At 57.5% G+C, this 18,385-nt stretch carries 14 protein-coding genes; 7 read left to right on the top strand and 7 right to left on the bottom strand.

The features are described from left to right. Positions 1 to 59: 59 nt before the first annotated feature. Complete coding sequence (locus Q354_RS0108205; protein ID WP_027857180.1) at positions 60 to 758, top strand: hypothetical protein; 699 nt, start codon at positions 60 to 62, stop codon at positions 756 to 758. Between the two features lie 59 nt (positions 759 to 817). Here Q354_RS0108205 and Q354_RS0108210 read toward each other — a convergent pair whose 3' ends face one another. The 6 genes from Q354_RS0108210 to Q354_RS0108235 all read right to left on the bottom strand — a co-directional run bounded on the left by Q354_RS0108210 (position 818) and on the right by Q354_RS0108235 (position 7,983). Further along, positions 818 to 1,156 carry a zinc ribbon domain-containing protein YjdM gene (locus Q354_RS0108210; protein WP_027857181.1) on the bottom strand — a complete coding sequence of 113 codons (339 nt, stop codon included), beginning with the start codon at positions 1,154 to 1,156 and terminating at the stop codon, positions 818 to 820. A 153-nt stretch (positions 1,157 to 1,309) separates the two neighbouring features. After that, a complete protein-coding gene (locus Q354_RS0108215) occupies positions 1,310 to 2,800 on the bottom strand; it encodes an aldehyde dehydrogenase (RefSeq protein WP_027857182.1) in 1,491 nt (496 codons plus the stop codon). A 99-nt stretch (positions 2,801 to 2,899) separates the two neighbouring features. Then, a complete protein-coding gene (locus Q354_RS0108220) occupies positions 2,900 to 3,859 on the bottom strand; it encodes a DMT family transporter (protein ID WP_027857183.1) in 960 nt (319 codons plus the stop codon). A gap of 83 nt (positions 3,860 to 3,942) precedes the next feature. Continuing rightward, positions 3,943 to 5,448, bottom strand: coding sequence for a Na+/H+ antiporter NhaC family protein (locus Q354_RS0108225; protein WP_027857184.1), 1,506 nt, complete (start codon positions 5,446 to 5,448; stop codon positions 3,943 to 3,945). Positions 5,449 to 5,565: 117 nt separating this feature from the next. Continuing rightward, on the bottom strand, positions 5,566 to 6,849 hold the full coding sequence (locus Q354_RS0108230) for an NAD(P)/FAD-dependent oxidoreductase (RefSeq protein ID WP_027857185.1): 1,284 nt from the start codon (positions 6,847 to 6,849) through the stop codon (positions 5,566 to 5,568). Positions 6,850 to 7,059: 210 nt separating this feature from the next. Further along, positions 7,060 to 7,983, bottom strand: coding sequence for a LysR family transcriptional regulator (locus Q354_RS0108235; RefSeq protein WP_027857186.1), 924 nt, complete (start codon positions 7,981 to 7,983; stop codon positions 7,060 to 7,062). Between the two features lie 219 nt (positions 7,984 to 8,202). Here Q354_RS0108235 and Q354_RS0108240 point away from each other — a divergent pair, with 219 nt between their 5' ends. Continuing rightward, entirely contained in the window at positions 8,203 to 9,555 is a 1,353-nt protein-coding gene (locus Q354_RS0108240) for an aminotransferase (RefSeq protein ID WP_027857187.1), read from the top strand. Positions 9,556 to 9,735: 180 nt separating this feature from the next. On the opposite strand, the gene Q354_RS0108245 is transcribed toward Q354_RS0108240, so the two are convergent. Continuing rightward, positions 9,736 to 10,533, bottom strand: coding sequence for a sulfite exporter TauE/SafE family protein (locus Q354_RS0108245; RefSeq protein ID WP_245601015.1), 798 nt, complete (start codon positions 10,531 to 10,533; stop codon positions 9,736 to 9,738). A gap of 308 nt (positions 10,534 to 10,841) precedes the next feature. On the opposite strand from Q354_RS0108245, the gene Q354_RS0108250 reads away from it, so the two are divergent. From Q354_RS0108250 to Q354_RS0108270, 5 genes are all read left to right on the top strand, one after another. Further along, the gene (locus Q354_RS0108250) at positions 10,842 to 12,905 is read left to right on the top strand and encodes an ABC transporter substrate-binding protein (RefSeq protein ID WP_027857189.1); all 2,064 of its coding nucleotides are present in this window, start codon (positions 10,842 to 10,844) and stop codon (positions 12,903 to 12,905) included. Positions 12,906 to 12,993: 88 nt separating this feature from the next. Further along, entirely contained in the window at positions 12,994 to 14,175 is a 1,182-nt protein-coding gene (locus Q354_RS0108255; RefSeq protein ID WP_027857190.1) for an ABC transporter permease, read from the top strand. A 2-nt stretch (positions 14,176 to 14,177) separates the two neighbouring features. Continuing rightward, positions 14,178 to 15,431 carry an ABC transporter permease gene (locus tag Q354_RS0108260; protein ID WP_051559989.1) on the top strand — a complete coding sequence of 418 codons (1,254 nt, stop codon included), beginning with the start codon at positions 14,178 to 14,180 and terminating at the stop codon, positions 15,429 to 15,431. Next, positions 15,431 to 17,113 (top strand): dipeptide ABC transporter ATP-binding protein, encoded by a 1,683-nt coding sequence (locus Q354_RS25040; RefSeq protein WP_211252229.1) that lies wholly within the window; start codon positions 15,431 to 15,433, stop codon positions 17,111 to 17,113. Before Q354_RS0108260 ends, Q354_RS25040 begins: the two co-directional genes overlap by 1 nt. A gap of 81 nt (positions 17,114 to 17,194) precedes the next feature. Beyond that, positions 17,195 to 18,088, top strand: a complete 894-nt coding sequence (locus Q354_RS0108270) for a LysR substrate-binding domain-containing protein (protein WP_156948270.1) — start codon at positions 17,195 to 17,197, stop codon at positions 18,086 to 18,088. Positions 18,089 to 18,385: the final 297 nt, after the last annotated feature.

Raw genomic sequence — 18,385 nt, forward strand, 5'->3', positions numbered from 1 at the left:
GTTAATAATGTTGGCCCCACTGCTGGATCAATAACTAGGCCTAATCAAAGAAGGGACATATGAAGCGATTTTTCTTCCTGCTGGTTTCTATCACTGCAACTGTTCTAAGTGGTTGCGCTAACCAACCTTTGGTTCGTAGCTATAGCGGTGAGGTAAATGTACGTACGCTTCAGGTGGAGCTCGCGCCTATTCGGGATCCAGAGCAAAATTTAAGTGAAGATTATTCAAAGCTCACTAAGATCCTGAAAGGGGCTCAGGAGGTAATGGATCTGTTTGAGCCTAAGCATCGGGATAGATTGATTACGCAGTTGCATACTTTTGAAACAACCCTGGTAGAGGGTATTCGTGATCGGGCGGGTATTCCACTTAAGGCTGCGCAGAATTCAGAAGTTAGTATGCAATATGGGGATGAGAATGAGCTTGTAAGTATCGAGTATGATTATCCGCTGGTAGAGGGGGCTTATGTAAATTTATTTGCCACGGTTTACTACACTGAACGGTCAGACTTGGCGCTAGGGGCCGCAGAGTACAACGCAAATTTTATTGAGCTCGTCCCCGAGATTATCCTACAAATCGATGGCTATAACGAAAATGGTGATCTGTTTTGGCGCCACACCGCACGCTATGAATCGAAACAGGCATATAAGTTTGGCGACCAGTATGTGCTGGGCGTACCCACCAAGCGCCTCGATGAAGCACAGATTTTCCTGGTGCCTATGGCGAAGGGAGTGATTGAGGAATTGGCTTCGGTTGAGTAAGGATCAGCAGCTAGGTTGGGATAAGCCGCTTCGCGGCGCATCCCAACGTCAGCCGGTAATCAGGCTTTCTTCACAAACTGTGCGGTGATCATCATCTCGCCCGCACCGTCCACTTTGCAGTCGAGCTGGTGGTCTTTGCCTTCGACGATGCGTCGAATCACGGCTTTAGTGCCGATCTTCAGTACCTGAGAGCTACCCTTCACCTTAAGGTCTTTGATAAAGGTGACCTTATCACCGTCTTGCAGCAGGGTGCCGTTGGAGTCCTTGGCGGTTGGGGCTTCATCTTCGGCAGGGGCTTCTGACGGGTTCCACTCATGTGCGCATTCCGGGCAGATCAGCAGTTCCTGATCCTGGTATACGAATTCAGAGTTGCATTTAGGGCATGGTGGCAGGGACATAGGGTATTACTTCTTCCAATTAATTTGGCGTATATGGTAATGGGGCGATGCTGTCTTGGCGAGGGCAATTATCAGGATGGAAGGTGGGGTTTTAGCCGGACAGCCTCGATTGCATATTCCGACCGGGCTGCCCGCTGATTCAACTAGCCTACCTCACTCAAACTCGATCCAGGTGGTTTTCAGCTCGGTGTAGTCATCCATGGCATGGATTGACTTGTCGCGGCCGTTGCCGGATTCCTTAAAACCGCCGAAAGGCACGGTCATATCGCCGCCGAAGTAGTTGTTGATGCCCATGGTGCCGGTGCGGATGGCGGCGGCGACTTTGTGGGCGGTGTTGATGTTATTACTCCAGACGGCGCCGGCGAGGCCGTAGGGGGAGTCGTTGGCGATGGCGATGGCATCGTCCCTATCCTTGAACGGGATCACCGAGATCACCGGGCCGAAGATCTCTTCGCGGGCGATACGCATCTGGTTATTGACGTCGGCAAAGATGGTTGGCTGGTGGTAGAAACCGCCCTCGGTTTCGATCACTTCACCGCCCAGTACCAGACGGGCGCCTTCCTCAAGGCCGATTCTGACGTAGTTCTGAATGGTATCCAGCTGTTTCTGGTCGATCACCGGCCCCATCGGGGTAGCCGGGTCGAGCGGGTTGCCCGGTACCCAGCGCTTGGCTTTAGCCAGCACCATCTGCAGGAACTCATCGTAGATCGATTCCTCTACCAGCAGGCGGGTACCGGCGGTGCAGGTCTGGCCGGAGTTGTAGAAACCGGCGATCACGGCCAGGGCGGCGGCTTTCTTCAGGTTGGCATCGGCAAAGACGATATTGGCACTCTTACCGCCCAGCTCAAGGAAGGTGCGCTTGAGGTTGGACTGGCCGGAGTACTGGGTCAGCAGTTTACCGACGGCGGTAGAGCCGGTGAAGGTCTGGCCATCGATATCCGGGTGCAGTGAGAGGTGTTTGCCGAGGTTGATACCATCCCCCGGGAGTACCTGCAACACGCCATCGGGCAGGCCTGCTTCGCTCGCCAGCTGGGCGATGCGCAGGGCGGTAAACGGGGTTTTCGGATCGGGCTTGAGGATCACTGAGTTTCCGGTGGCCAGTGCCGGGGCCAGTTTCCAGGCGGTGGTGGAGAGTGGGTAGTTCCAGGGCACGATAGCGGTAACTACGCCCAGTGGCAGCCGGGTGACCAGCGCCAGGGTGTCGTGGCCGGTGGGGGCGATCTGTTCATAGACCTTATCGATCGCCTCGGCGGTCCAGCGGAAACAGTTGATGGCGCCGGGGATATCCACGTTGGTGCTGTCGCTGATTGGCTTACCGACATTGAGAGTCTCCATCAGTGCCAGCTCTTCGGCGTGTTGCTGCATCAGGTCGGCCCAGCGTAGCAGCACGTTTTTGCGCTGTGTCGGTGCCAGTCCTGACCAGATGCCGGATTCGAAGGTGTTACGGGCGATCGTTACTGCCTGGTCGGCATCTTCCGGGCCGCAGTCAGCCACTTCGGCCAGCAGCTCGCCAGTGGCGGGGTTGTAGATCGGCGCAGTGTTGCTTGACAGGGCCGGGCAGTCGGCACCGTTGATATAGGCTTGGGTCGGCAGGTTCAGTTCTGCAGCGGTGTGCTGCCAATCGCTCAGGTTCTTCTCAGTCATCTTCGGTCCCTTGAATGCAGTAGTCAGAGGCAATGGTTTGATGGTGCGCCGCCGGGCAGGCTTTTGCAATCGTCAATTAATCGTCCGTACGGATGCTCGCTAATCGACGGTGGCGCTGTGATCCAGTGGCTTCACCGAGGCCTTGCGGCGATCGCCCAGCTCGGAAATCAGCATGCCACTGAGGATCAGACCGGCACCGAGCAGGCCGCTGCTGCCGAGGTGCTCATCCAGGTAGAACCAGGCAGATAGATGGGCAAATACCGGTTCGAAGGCAAACACCAGTGCAACCTTATGCGCCGGTAGCAGGGTCTGACAGGCGGACTGGGCCCAGAAGGCGTAGGCGGTACCGAGGATTGAGGCGACCAATATCGCCAGCAGGATCATCGGTGCCAGCAGCTGGTCCTGCCACTGCACCGCAGCGGCCTCGGGATGGTAGAACGCCGGATCGGGACTGAGCCATGCTGCCAGGCTGCTATAAAGTGCCACGGCCAGCAGCTGCACGATGCTGAGCAGGATCACCGGTAGCTGCTTTACCAGACGCCCGGTCAGTACGATATGGGTGGCGAAGGCGAAGGCGCAGATCAGTACCAGCAGGTCGCCCTGGTTCAGTGCCAGCGAAACGCCCTCGCCCGAGGTCAGCAGGTAGAGGCCAGTGGTAGCAGCCAGCACGCCAAACCAGACATTGCGGCTGGCATGATGGCGAAACAACAGAAATCCCAGCACCGGCACCAGCGGTACATTGAGGCCGGTGATAAAGCCCGCGTTAGAGACGCTGGTGAAGCGCAGTCCTTCGGTCTGGGTATAGAAGCCGACAAACAGCATAAAGCCCAGCAGCAACCCGGCACCGAGCAGTTTCTGCACTTGTCCCTGCGGCAGCCTCTCGCGGCTGAACCAGAGCAACGGCAGCAGTGAGAGCGCCGCCAGGGCAAAGCGGATCGCATTAAAGGTATGGGTTGGAATGCGGGCCACCGCCAGGTCGATCAGTACAAATTCCACGCCCCAGACAAGACTGACCAGCAGTAATAGTCCGAGGGCGACACGCGGTGAACGGATAGTCATGGTTTATCTCCCGGATAAGAAAACGCCCCCGGCCAGATCGCTCTGACCGGGGGCGTAGCAGCTCAGCCCTGAAGGGGAGCTGTTCAGGCCATCATAAAGCCCAGTACCAGCAGGGCGGCGAAGCTGAACACCGCACCGATAATGGCGTAAGGGATCTGGGTCAGGGCATGCTGCATCGGTGTACAACCGGAACCCTGTGACGAGAGTACGGTGGAATCACTGAAGAAGCAGGCATGGCTGCCGAAGGCGGAGGCCGACAGCAGTGCACCGACGGTCAGCGGCATCGACATATCCATTGCCAGCGCCATCGGGATCACGATCGGCAGCGAAACCACAAACACCCCCCAGCTGGAGCCGGTGGCAAATACCACCGCTGCCATGGCGGCAAACACCAGCGCCGGCAGCAGCTCTTTCGACAGGTAAGGCGACAGGGAGTCGATGATGTATGGGGTCATGCCGAGCTGGTCATTAACCTCCTTAAGCATAAATCCGGCGCAGACCACGGCGATCGGGTGCAGCATCACCTTGAAGCCATCCAGCATCGAATCCACCAGCTGGCCGAAGTTCAGCAGGCTCTGCCAGAAGTAGAGCACCATGGTAAACATCGAGGCGACCAGCGCCCCCAGCAGCAGGTCGATCTCATAGTAGACACTGGCTGCAACCAGCACGGCCATCGGCAGCAGGAAGTTGATCAGGCCGACTATCGGCGAGGTTTTCTTTATACCGCTGATATCAAAGCCATCCTGCTGGCTGCCTTCCGGAATCGGCTGGCCGGCCTGGGCGCGTTGCTCGGCCTGTTTCATGGCGCCGAAGTCACCGAGGATGCCCGCAGCCACCAGGAATACCACCAGCAGCGCAATCCAGCCGTAGGCCATATACGGAATGGCATCGATATAAAGCGACATGCCGTTGCCTTCGCCAGCGGCGCCGTTCTCTTCCAACAGGGCGGCGAAGTAAACCGCCCAGGTGGAGACGGGCACCAGGATACAGACCGGGGCGGCGGTGGAATCGACCAGAAATGCCAGCTTTTCGCGGGAGATCTTGTAGCGGTCGGTAAGGTTCTTCATCGAGGCGGAGACCGCCAGCGAGTTGAGATAGTCGTCGATAAACACCATTACCCCAAGGCAACAGGTCGTCAGCATGGTGCCGCGCTTGGTCTTGATCCGGCGTGCCAGCAGCTCACCGAAGCTGAGGACGCTGCCACCGCGTTCCAGCATATTGATCAGGCCACCCATCATGCCGCATACCAGCACGATCCAGGCGATGGTTTCATCCATCACCACGCCCATCGACAGGTCGCCGAGGCCGGAGACCAGGTTGGTCGGATCAAGCAGTAACAGACCGGCGACGATACCGGCGAAGATCGATTCCAGCGGTTTCTTGGTGATCACGGCCACCACCAGGATCAGCAGGGCGGGTAGCAGGCTGTAGAAGCCATAGCTTTCGCCTTCCGTGTGCTGGGTCGAAAGAAAGGCGAAACCGGCCATAATGGCGGCAAAGAAAATCAGCCAGCGGGTGGGCTGTTGCATGCCCGATGACGGGGACTCAGCTAAATGAGTAGTGCTCGGTTGAGCGGCCTCTGTACTCATGGTGACACCTGTTTATATTTGTTATCTATCAGTAATCATGGCCCGCAACAGCACCGGTTGCGCCGGGTGTCGTCGCGGGATTCAGCATTGGCTGTCAGGCCGGTTGAGCAGTTGAAATCAGATGCCCAGCTTGTCGCGCAGGTTGTAGTACCAGGCACCCATCGCGGTGTATGGAATTCGCAGGGCGCGGCCTCCCGGGAACGGGTACTGCGGCAGTCCGGCGAAGATATCGTAGCGCTCAGCCTGACCCTGAATCGCGTCGGACAGCACCTTACCGGCGAGGTGAGAGCTGGTCACACCGTGGCCGCTGTAGCCCTGGGCGTAGTAAATATTGCTGCCGATACGGCCGAACTGGGGCAGACGCATCAGGGTGAGCAGGAAGTTACCGGTCCAGGCGTAGTCAACCTTGACGCCCTGCAGTTCGGGGAAGGTCTTCAGCATCTTCGGAACTATAAGAGACTCGATCTTGCCCGGTTCCCGTGCGCCATAGGTTACGCCGCCGCCGTAGATCAGTCGGCCGTCGCCGGAAAGTCTATAGTAATCAAGCAGGTAGTTGCAGTCTTCGACGCAGTTGTCCTTGGGCAGCAGGGCTTTCTGCTGGGCTTCGCTGAGCGGTTCGGTGGTGATCACCTGGGTGCCACAGGGCATCGCCTTGGATTCCAGCTGCGGGATCAGGCCGCCCAGGTAGGCGTTGCCTGCCACCACGGTGTAATCTGCGGTGACGCAGCCACTGGCGGTATGGATTTTGACCGGACTGCCTTCCTCGACACGGGTGACGACCGAGTCTTCATAGATGACGCCGCCGAGGGATTCCAGCGCCGCGGCTTCGCCTAGTACCAGGTTGAGCGGGTGGAAGTGACCGCCGGAGTGATCCATCAGGGCGCCGCTGTAACGATCGGTGCCGATATAGTTCTGGGTGTCGTCGGCGGATAGCAGTTCGAGGTGCTGGTGACCGTGGGCCTCCCAGAGTGTCTTTTTTTCTTCCAGCTCGCGCAGCTGCTTGCTGTTACAGGCGGCGAAGATACCGCCATCCTTCAGATCGCAGTTGATATTGTAGTCGGCGACCAGGCGGCGGATGATCTTGCCACCCTCGAAGGCCATCTTGCCCATCTCGGTGCCGGTATTCTTGCCGTAATGCTTTTCGATAAAGTCGATATCACGGCTGTAGCTGTGCACGATCTGGCCGCCATTGCGGCCCGAGGCTCCGAATCCGATCCGGGTCGCTTCCAATACGACAACCTTAAAGCCATTCTCGGCCAGGTGCAGGGCGGTGGACATTCCGGTGAATCCGGCGCCGATAACACAGATATCGGCGCGCACGTCGCCTTTGAGGGCAGGGCGCAGACTCTTATCGTTGGCGGAGGCCGCATAATATGAGCTGGTGTGTGAAGGTACAGACATGGGCGTTCTCTTCTTATTTGCCGGCTCAGATCCCCGGCTTTTATTCGCTGTAGCAGTTTGTGCCCGGGTGGCAGAAAGAGTGTGCATTGCCTCCCGTGGCTGACTGTCTTAAACGATACGGCCACTGTCACCGCTGGAGATATACCTATCAGGGTATATTTTTGCGTGATGTTGCCAGGGGCGGCCGACAGCAGCCCCATATAGTGGCGCTTACAGGCTTTGTTGCAGGCAGTCGGTGAAGGCGCTGATCACCTGTTCGTTGCTGTGTTTCTTGCGCCAGATTGCCGTGAAGGTATTGGTGTAGCCGTATTCCCTGGCAAACAGCGGTCGCATAACAGCGTCGAGGTTCCAGCTTTTGGCCAGGTGCTTCGGCAGGAAGCCGAGATATCCGCCACTGAGGATCAGGGTGGCGCGGGCCTCCTGATGGTGGGCCTTGGCCTGCTTATTCCACAGTCGCATATCCGGATGCAGCTCGCGTCCCGGCATCAGGCGAGGCGATTCGACAAAGCGGTGTTGCAGCAGCTCTTCCTTGCGTAGCTTGGCTTCCGGCTGTTCATAAAGAGGATGGCCCAGGCCGCAGTAGAGCAGCATCTCCTCCTGAAACAGGTCCAGCGTGTTCAGCTCGCTAAAGGGATGCGGCAGTACGGTGACGCCGATGTCGACTTTCTTCTCCAGTACGGCGGTACTGACATCATCCGAGGACATGGTGGTGATCTGTACCCGCACATCCGGCGCCTTCTCGGAGAAGCGGTCGAGGGCGCGGACGATACAGGAGTTGTGTGCGCCCAGCATATGCTCGGCAAACCCCAGATGCAGCTGGCCGAAGATTCGGTTGTGGGAGCGGTTAACCCGGTTGCGGAACTGGTCGACCGCGGTCAGCAGTTCCAGTGTCGCTTCATAGACCTCGATACCCTGATCGGTGAGGCTGAAGCCGCCGCGCCCGCGGGCACAGAGGCGCATATCGAGGCGCTTCTCCAGGTCGGCGATATAGTTGGAAATGGTGGAGTTAGCCAGGTTGAGCTGGAGCTCGGCGGCGGTGAAGCCTCCGGCCTCGACCACGGCCCTGAATACCCGCAGCAGGCGCAGGTCGACATCGGCCAGCTGTCCGGAGATCGCTGCTTTTTTACGTCCCATCACTGACTCCTTATACCTTGGCCTGCGCTTATTCCCGAGGAATCAGCGGTCCCAAAGTCGCATATACTTTGGGATATTTAAAAGTGATTTCACAAAAATCATTATATAAGCCATAGGTATGCTGGTCTATAAAGTCTCTAAACGGGCCTGAACGTGAAGGTCGCTTCCCCGGAGAGAGGGGATGCCGCCAGGATCCGGAAGTATTTTTTGGAGAGTCTGATGAGCACAATTATCTATCCAACCACCAACCTCAAGGCGACAGAGAGCCTGACGCTGGAACGTGGCGACGGCGCTTATGTGTATGACAATAACGGTAAACAGTATCTGGAAGCGCTGGCCGGTCTGTGGTGCACCTCGCTGGGCTATAACAACCGCGAGCTGATCGACACTGCGGCTGAGCAGATGGGTCAGCTCTCTTACTCCCATATGTTTGGTGGGAAAACCCATCAGGTGGGCATCGACCTGTCTGACAAGCTGGCTTCAATGGTGCCGGTTGAAAACGCCCGGGTGTTCTTTGGTAACTCCGGCAGTGATGCCAACGACAGCCATGTGAAGATGCTGCGTTACTACTTCAATGCGATCGGCAAGCCGGAGAAGTTTAAGATCATCGCCCGCGAGCGCGCCTATCACGGTGTGACGGTGGCGTCGGCATCCCTGACCGGCCTGGTACCCAACCACACCCACTTCGACCTGCCGTTCGAAGCGCTGGGTATCCTGCGTACCGATGCACCGCACTACTACCGTGGCGCGCTGCCGGGTGAGAGCGAGACTGAGTTTGTCGAGCGGATCACCAACAATCTGGAACAGCTGATCCTGCAGGAAGGCCCTGAGACGATCGCTGCCTTTATCGCTGAGCCGATCACCGGTGCCAGCGGCGTGATCGTGCCGCCGGCCGGTTACTACGAGAAGGTTCAGGCGATCCTCAACAAGTACGACATCCTGTTCTGGGCGGATGAAGTCATCACCGGTTTCGGTCGTACTGGTAACGATTTCGGCTGCACTACTATGAATATCCAGCAGCCGGATATGATGACCCTGGCAAAGCAGCTGTCGTCGGCCTATATGCCGATCAGTGCCTCGGTGATCAAGGGTGATATGTATGAAGCGATGATCGAGCCAAGCGCCCAGGTGGGTGTCTTCGGACACGGCTACACCTACTCCGGTCACCCGGTGGCGGCTGCGGTATCGCTGAAAACCCTGGAGATCTACCAGCGCGATAACATCTTCGGCCACGCTGCGGAGATGGGTGAGTATATGCAGAAGCGCCTGGCGGAATTCCGCAACCATCCATTGGTGGGTGAGATCCGGGGTAAGGGCCTGATCGCCGCGATCGAGCTGGTCGCCAATAAGGCGACCGGTGAGTCCTTCGAAGGCGGCAGGATTGGTGGCTTCGCCATGCAGGCATGCCAGAACCACGGCATGATTACCCGTGCCGTGGCGGGTAACTCGCTGGCATTCTGTCCGCCGCTGATCATCACTGAGGCACAGATCGATGAGATGATCGATAAACTGACCCTGGCACTGGAAGACACCCTGGACTTCGTCACCCGCGAGAACCTGCTTAAGGCTTAACCCCACTCCGGACTTTCCGGTTCCAGGCTAACGGCCGCAGGCAGAGGCTCAGTCTGCTTGCGGCTATTAGCCTGTCGCTTACAGCTTTCTTTATTACTTTGGCAACTTTGCGTCTTGCAGGGGGATCCTTCAGATCCCCCATTTTTTTGCCTTCAGCTTTTCCCCTTCAACCTCTTTTCTTCAAAAGAGAGCATTGCCCGCCTCCCAACACAGCTTGCAGCCGGTCAGGAACAGGAAACCGTAACAGAACCGGTAGAACAGGGTTTCATCGACCCGACTGTGCAGCTTGATCCCCAGCCAGACCCCGAATGCCGCCAGCGGCATCAGCACCAGTGAGGTGGTGATATTGCCCGGCTGTAACAGCCCCAGCATGCCGTATGGAATCAGCTTCATATAGTTGATGGCGGCGAAGAACAGCACCGTGGTACCGGCAAACAGGGATTTTTCCAGCCGTTGCGGTAGCAGGTAGAAATTCAGTGGCGGCCCGCCGGCATGGACGCTGAAACTGGTAAAGCCTGCCAGCAATCCCCAGAAACTGCCTCGCCCGGGGCTGGCGGGTTTAGCTTCAGGTAGCTGTTTATTCAGCGCCTGCCAGAAGGTGTTAAGACAGAATGACAGCGTAACACCGCCGATCAGCAGCTTCAGGTGGTCTTCACTCAGCTGATGGAAGCTCAGGGCACCCAGCGTAATTCCCAGTGCTGCAGCGGGCAGCAGTATCTTCAGGTTATTGCGGTCGAAGCGGCCGCGAAAGCCCCACATCGCCACCAGATCCATCAGGCAGAGTATCGGCAGCATGATGGCTGCGGCCTGTGTCGGAGCGATCACCAGCGCCAGCATCGGTACCGCCACCAGTGCCAGGCCGCCGCCGAAGCCGCCCTTGGAAATTCCCACAATCAGTACGGCCGGGATGGCAGCCAGGTAAAACGACGGATCGGTCAGCATAGCAGGCGCTTCAGTCAGAAAAGGGAGGGCCAGCATACACCGCCCGCCGGCGGGCAAGAAACTGCAGAAATCTGTGCTTAGCCGGCGTCTTTATGACAGTGCAGGGAGGCATGGCCTAAGCGGTATAAGTTCTGGTTATGCCTATAAGCGGATTTTGGCTTTGGCATCAGTTTTTTCTTGGGCTGGAAACAAAGCGGACATATTGGCTGCGTAGATTAGCGGGCGTGGCCGGGCAGCCAGTTTCTGACTACAGCGCGACCCCGCCTACAGCTGTCCAGATTTTCAGCCAGCCAGTGTCATTGTTGCGGCTGGTCATCCAATTTAAAACTTAAAGGAATGGTTCGATGGCTACTAAGCTTTTGCTTCTAGGTGCTGCAGTTGCGATGGCGAGCAACGCAATGGCGCAATGTCCTGCAGTTGCCGGTCCTGATGCGGGGGGGACGTTTCCCCATCTTTATGAGCTGGCTGAATATGAAAAGGCAAATAGCTGCACCCTGACATTTTCTGAAAACCCGGCGATTGCCGCACTGAACGCCCGCATCGCCGGTAACCCGGAGATTAAACCCCTGGCCCAGCGTCTGCCAGCAGAGCCGCTGGTGATCGCGCCTTACAAGCAGATCGGTCAGTACGGTGGTGTGCTGGACGGTATCTCCAAAGCGACGGAATCCGGTACTTCAGACCTGCTGGCCGTGCGCCATGTGAACCTGACCCGCTTCAGCGATGACCTGGCAACGGTGGTACCTAACGTTGCCAAATCCTGGGAGTGGAACAAAGACTACACCCAGCTGACCATGAAGCTGCGCAAGGGGCATAAGTGGTCTGATGGTGAGGCCTTCACCGCGGCCGATATCGCCTTCTGGTACAACCATCTGCTGATGGATAAAAACGTGGTGCAGTCGCCAAAAGACCGCTTCCTCTCCAACGGTAAGCCGATGAAGGTTGAAGCGCTGGATAAAACCACCGTCCGCTTTACCCTGAATGTACCTAAGCCAAGCCTGACTGCGATGTTTGCTCAGGACTATGCTCAGCCATTCCAGCCGATGCACCTGTTGGGCAAATTCCACCCGGCACTGAATAAGGACGCTGACAAGCTGGCGCAGCAACTGGGTTTCGAGAACGGCTATGCGCTGGTGAATTTCTACTACGGCCAGTCCGATTGGAAGGATATCCCGACGCCCCTGTTGAAGGATAAAGCGGCCACCGAGCGTCTGGTGAAGGCAGGCCTTACTGCCAATATGCCAACGCTGGAAGCCTATATCGTGGTTGAAGATACCCTGGAAGGACGCCGTCTGGTGGCCAACCCTTACTTTCACCAGGTAGATACCGCCGGTAACCAGTTGCCCTATATCAGCGAGATCAACGAAGTCTTTATCGGCGACGAAGATATTCAGACGGCGAAAATGATCGCCGGTGAGATTGACTACAAGACCCAGGCAGTAAACCTGCCGACGGCACCGGTGCTGCTGGAGAACAAGGACAAGGGCAACTATGAGGTTGCGCTGCGTCCGAATATCTCCCAGACCACTTATGCCTTCAATATGACCGACAAGGATCTGGAAAAGCGCGCGGTATTCAACGACATCAACTTCCGTCGCGGTATGTCGCTGGCCATTAACCGATCCCAGATCAACGAGATCGCCTACTTCAACCTGGGCAAACCGACCCAGTACACCGCGTTTGACGGTGATACGGCACCCTTTGTGACGGATGAACTCAAAGGCAGCTGGATTCAGTTCGACCAGGCTAAAGCCGGCACGCTGCTGGATCAGGCCGGTGTGGTCGACAAAGATGGCGATGGTGACCGCGACCTGCCATCCGGCAGGAAATTTGAGCTGACTCTGCAGTACTCCACCCAGGGTGCCGCGACTGAAGTGGCGGAGATTATCGCCGCCAACTGGAGCGCTGTCGGCGTCAAAACCAGCCTTAAAGAGGTGACCTCCGACGAGTACCGTAACTCCCAGTCGGCCAACGACCTGAGCGTGCTGCTGTGGGAGATGGGCCGCCCGCTGGCCACCATGGCCACCAAGACCGAAGACGTACTGCCGCCTTACGGTACCTTCTTCGACCTGCGAACCGGCATGCTGTGGGACCAGTACCGCAAGAGTAACGGCGCTGAAGGGGTGCAGCCGCCGGCAACCGTCGATGCGATGGAGCAGCTGGCGAACCGTTTCGTGACCCTGAATATCGGCAGCGATGCCTCCAACGAAACCGGTTATCAGATGGCGAAGCGTACGGTCGATGACCTCTTTATCAGCGGCACGGTAAAAGCGGTTCAGCCGATCTATTACAGCCGCAAGCTGGGCAACTTTGAAGTGCCTAAGACCCACTCCTACGACTACTACTGGAACTACCCGTATATGGCGACCCAGTGGTTTCTGTCTGAAGAGCAGCGCGTAGCGCAGCAGTAACTGAGAGAGTTGGCCGGTCCGGGGCCGCCCGGTCCGGTCTTTTTTGTCGCTGTGTCTTATGGTGTCACCTGTTGAACTGGATTCCCGGATGATCAACTTTTTTTCTGAAACCTGGCTGTTGTGGCTGCTGCTGTTAACCGGCGGTTCACTGTTTTGGGCCTCCAGAAACAGCCAGTATTTTCACTATGTTTTTAACCGTTTCTTGATGGCGCTGGTGGCTCTGCTGAGTGTCAGCATCATCGTTTTTTCCCTGATGGAGGTCCTGCCCGGCGACTGTGCCGAGAAGTGGATCGCCTACAAAAGTACCCAGGGTGAGATGATCACCCAGGCGGATATAGATGCCGAGCGTGCCCGTATGGGGCTGGATCAGCCGCTGCCTGTTCGCTGGGGTGAGTGGGTTACCGGCCTGACCCTTAAGGGTGACCTGGGCTTTAGCTGTTCCAAGCGTCAGTCCGTGAATCTGGCGCTGGGCGACCGGTTCTGGCTCAGCTTTATGTTCTGTATTGCCGGACTGGTGCTGGCCTATGTGATCGCAGTGCCGTTTGGCATCCTCTCGGCCTATGTGCTGAACAAGCCCTGGGTTGATCACAACCCGCAGCATGGTTCGCTGAAGCGGCTGCTGAATACCCTGGGACTGGGGCTGGCCAAGATCAGCGATGTGATGCTGCGAATCGTCAGCTATCTGGGGCTGGCGCTGCCCAACTTCCTGCTGGCACTGACCATTATCCTGCTCTACGTGTTTGCCGGTGAACCGACCCCGACCGGGCTGTTCTCTGACGAGTGGCGCAGCGAGCCGTGGTTTAACGAATCCGGTTTCCAGTGGGGCAAGCTGAATGATTTCCTTGGCCATATCTGGTTGCCGATCTTCGTTATCGGCTGGGCGGCGACGGCGCTGCAGCTGCAGACGGTGCGGGCGCTGGTGGTGGATGAATCCAGCAAGCTCTATGTGGATGCCGCCCGGGCCCGCGGCGTCGATGGCCTCAGCCTGTGGGCTAAGTATCCAGTGCGTCACTCGATCAGCCCGCTGTTTAACAGCGTCGGCTTCGATTTCCAGCGGGTGTTTAACGACCTGCCGATTGTGGCTCTGGTGATCGGCCTGACCGATGCCGCCGCGCTGTTGATTGAAGCACTGGCGATGACCAACGATCAGGAGCTGGCCGCTGCCATCCTGTTTCTGGTGGCGCTGGTGGTGATTTCGATGAACTTTATTACCGATATTGTGCTGGCCGCGGTCGATCCCCGCGTGCGTAAGAGCGTGATGGGAGGCTGAGCATGCTGAGTATCAGTTCGATTTTCAGGGGGCGGGCCGCCCGTCAGACAGCATCGCAGGATGATGCGTATTACACCGCCGGTCAGTTCGCACTGATTAAAGCGCGCTTTATGAAGAAGACTGCCGGTCTGGTGGCGGGCTTTGTGCTGTTGCTGATGCTGTTGATGGGGCTGTTTGCGCCCTTTTTTTCACCGGTTGACCCGGGCATAGACGGCGCCGATGAAAGCTACCGTCGTGGCGCGCCGCAGGCGGTCTATTTCTGGGATCAGAATGGTTTCTCCTGGCGGCCCTTTACCTACACCTATGTAAAGGACCAGCCCAAGACCGATTTCGCGGCGCTGCTGCAAGGCGGAGGCGGGTTAGCGGCGCTGGATAAACTGACCTCCAGTGGTGCGCTGAATGCGTCCAGCCAGAATAAATATACTGTGCATGAAGATCAGCGCCGTTACCTGCAGTTTTTTGTCCGGGGCTGGGAGTACTCGATTCTGTCGATCGACACCCTGGGGATCGATATCCGCTGGGACCGGCATCTGGTCGGGGTCGAGCAGGGGATGATCCACCTGATGGGGACCGACGAAGACGGCAAGGATGTCTTCAGTCGCACCCTGCATGCAATCTGGGTCACCATCAGTATCGCCATCGTGGCACTGATCGTGAAGCTGTTCAGCTCGCTGCTGGTGGGTGGTGTCAGCGGCTATTTCGGTGGCAGGGTAGACGCGGTGTTGATGAGTATCACCGAAGCAGTGCGGGTGATACCGCCGATTCCGATCTACCTTGCCTGCGCCGTAGCGCTGGCCCAGATCGACCTGACACCGACCCAGCGTTACTTCGCGATTGCCGTGGTGATTGGCGCACTGGACTTTGCCACCCTGGGACGCCGCCTGCGTACCCATATTCTGGTAGAGCGCACCCAGGATTACGTGCTGGCCGCGCAGTTGTCCGGTGCCAGCCATATGCGGGTGATCTGGCGTCACCTGGTGCCCAGCTTCGGCAGCTACATCATCGTCGATACCCTGATCAACTTTCCCTATGTGATTCTGGCTGAGACCAGCCTGAGCTTCCTTGGCCTCGGACTGACCGAACCGGTGAACAGTCTCGGTGTACTGTTGCAGAAAGCGCAGGACCCGGATATCCAGCAGAACATGGTGTGGCAGTTTTTCCCGGTGGCAGTGTTTGTCGCGCTAGTGATGGCCTTTGTCTTTGTCGGTGATGCCCTGCGTGATGCGGCGGACCCCTATTCAGAGAGAAACAAATAATGATGGCACTGAACCCTATGACTCCCTTACTTGATATTCAGGACCTGACCATCGACTTTCGCACCGATGAGGGACTGGTGCGGGCTGTGAATAACGTCAATCTCAAGCTGCATGCCGGCGAGGTTATGGGGCTGGTGGGTGAGAGCGGTTCCGGTAAGTCCGCCACCGCCAAGGCGATTATGCGGCTACATCCGGGCAATGCGCTGATCCGGCAGCCGAGCCGGATTCAGCTGCACAACGGCAAGCAGCCAGTCAATGTGCTGGGGCTGTCCGGGCGTAATCTGCGCATGGTGCGTGGCGGACTGGTATCGATGATCTTTCAGGAGCCGATGGCCAGCTTCGCCCCGGCGATCCCGATCGGCGAGCAGATTGTCGAAACCATCTGCATCCACCTTGGGCATGATCGTAAAGAAGCCCGCCGTATCGGCATCGAGCTGTTTGAGAGGGTGGGTATTCCGCTGCCCGAAAAGCGTTTCGACCAGTATGTGTTTGAGCTGTCCGGCGGTATGCGCCAGCGCGCCATGATCGCCACCGCCCTGGCGACCCGGCCGAAGCTGCTGATTGCCGATGAGCCGACCACGGCGCTGGATGTCACTATCCAGGCCCAGGTGCTGGAGCTGATGATGGAGCTGCGTGAGCAGATGGGCATGTCGATCCTGTTTATCACCCATGACCTGGGCGTGATCGGCAAAGTGGCCGATAACGTCAGCGTGATGCGTCAGGGGAAAGTGGTTGAAGCGGGTGCGGCTGACCGCGTGCTCTATCAGCCACAGCACAGCTATACCCGCCGCCTGCTGGATGCGCTGCCACATATACACAGCCTGCCGCAGCCGCCGGCACAGACCCCGGCACCGATTGTCAGCATCGACAATCTGTCGATTGACTATCAGTTGGCGGGTAGCGGCCGCAAGGGCGAGAGCTTCAGCGCGGTGCGGGATATCTCGCTGGATCTGCCGCAGGGACAGATTATCGGCCTGGTTGGCGAGAGTGGCTCCGGTAAGACCTCGCTGGGCAAGGCGATCCTCGGGGCGACGCCGATGTCGCAGGGGCAGGTGCGCTTTCATACCGAAGCCCCCTTTACGCTGAAGGCCGGGGCCAAAATCAAGCGCCGGCAGGTTGCCAGTGTAGCCCAGATGGTGTTTCAGGACCCCTACAGCTCGCTCAACCCGCGTCTGACGGTGCGCGATATTATCGCTGAACCGCTGGAGGCGATGGGGTTGACCGGCTCCCGTCAGGAGACTGATGCCCGGGTGATCGAGGTGGCGAAACGCTGTCACCTCAATGTCGATCACCTGCGCCGTTTTCCCCATGCTTTTTCCGGCGGGCAACGCCAGCGTATCAGTATCGCCCGGGCGCTGATCTGCAATCCGCAGTTCTTGGTGGCGGATGAATCGGTGGCGGCGCTGGATGTCTCTATTCAGGCAGAGATCCTTGGTCTGCTGAAGGAGCTGAAGCGGGAGTATGGCCTGACCATCCTGTTTATCTCCCACGATCTCAGCGTCATTGCCAACCTCTGTGATCATGTAGTGGTGATGAAACATGGTGAGCTGGTCGAACAGGGCAGTGTACGTAAGATCTTTACGGCACCGGAACAGGCTTACACCCGACGGCTGATCTCGGCGATTCCGCTGCTGGATCAGGCGCGGCTGGATGCGCAGGTGAAACAGCAGGTGAGAGCCTGACCTGGCGCAGACTGAGCATGGCTGCCGCGCAGCCATCGGTGATTATACAGAGCGGTAGGAGGTGTGCAGTTGGATCTGTCGATGTCAGAAATCAGGGCCTTTAATGCGACAGTCCGCTGTGGCAACTTTACCCGCGCAGCTGCGGAGCTGGGGGTCAGCCAGCCCGCCGTCACCTCGCAGATCCAGAAGCTGGAAACACGTTTCAGTGCGGAGATCTTTCAGCGCGTCAGCAAGGGGGTGCGCCTGACCCGCCTGGGGCTGAAGCTGTACCAACTGACCCGCCAGTACGACGATCTGGAGTCTTCAATCCGGGCGCTGGCGAATCCGGAAACCCAGCTGGAAAAGCCGGAGCTGAAACTGGCCACCTCATCGCCACGTATATTTATGCCGCTGATAGCCCGTTACAAGGCGCTGTTTCCCCGGGTTGAGCTGAAGATTGTGTATGGCAGCACTCAGGAGTGTCGTCAGATGCTACTGGGACGGGAGGTGGATATCGGTCTGTTTCCGCTGGAATCTCCGGAGCCAAAGGAACCGAACCTCTCCTCGCTGTCCTTCCACCGTCATCGCCTGGTGGCGATACTGCCGGTAGAGCACCCCCTGTCCGCCCGGGAAACGGTATCGGTGCATGAACTGATCGAACAACCGCTGATCTTTCTGCGCAACAACTCCTATACCCAGGAACTGGTTGAAAAGATCTTTGCGGTGAACAACCTGACACCACGGCCGGATATCCTGATGAACTCACGCCAGCACATGTGTGAGGCCGTCTCCTACGGCCTGGGGCTGGGCTTCTCCCTGAGCGGTGATATCTACAGCAGTCCCGGTTACTGCTGTGTTGCGATTACCGAAGTGGCGGAAGAAACCACCGAGCATATCGTCTGGCTGAAAGCGCGCGGACAGATCCCTGAAGTGCAGGATTTCGTCAATATTGCACTGGATCAACTCTATCAGCAGCAAAAGGATCAGGCTGAGTAGAACACCACCCTGATAAATAGGTAACATCAGCCTGTGATTACCGTCGAGGCTTAAGCAAGATTTAGCTGCAGTATTTAGGGTGATTGTCAGGGGGTAGCATCTAATGATACTAAACCGGTGGCCGTTTAGATCACGATAGAGGCCCGTTTGACATGATCTGTAGATTGAATTTTACGGTGTGGCTGTCAGTCAGGTTAGTAAATTGGAAAGTGCTGTTTGTTATGAAGGTTAAAAATGTTCGGTTGGATTAGGAGATTTTTAAAGGTAAGGTTTAATAAGGCGCCAAAGTTATTGCTG

This window comes from Marinobacterium jannaschii DSM 6295 (assembly GCF_000620085.1).
Taxonomy (GTDB): Bacteria; Pseudomonadota; Gammaproteobacteria; order Pseudomonadales; family Balneatricaceae; genus Pontibacterium; species Pontibacterium jannaschii.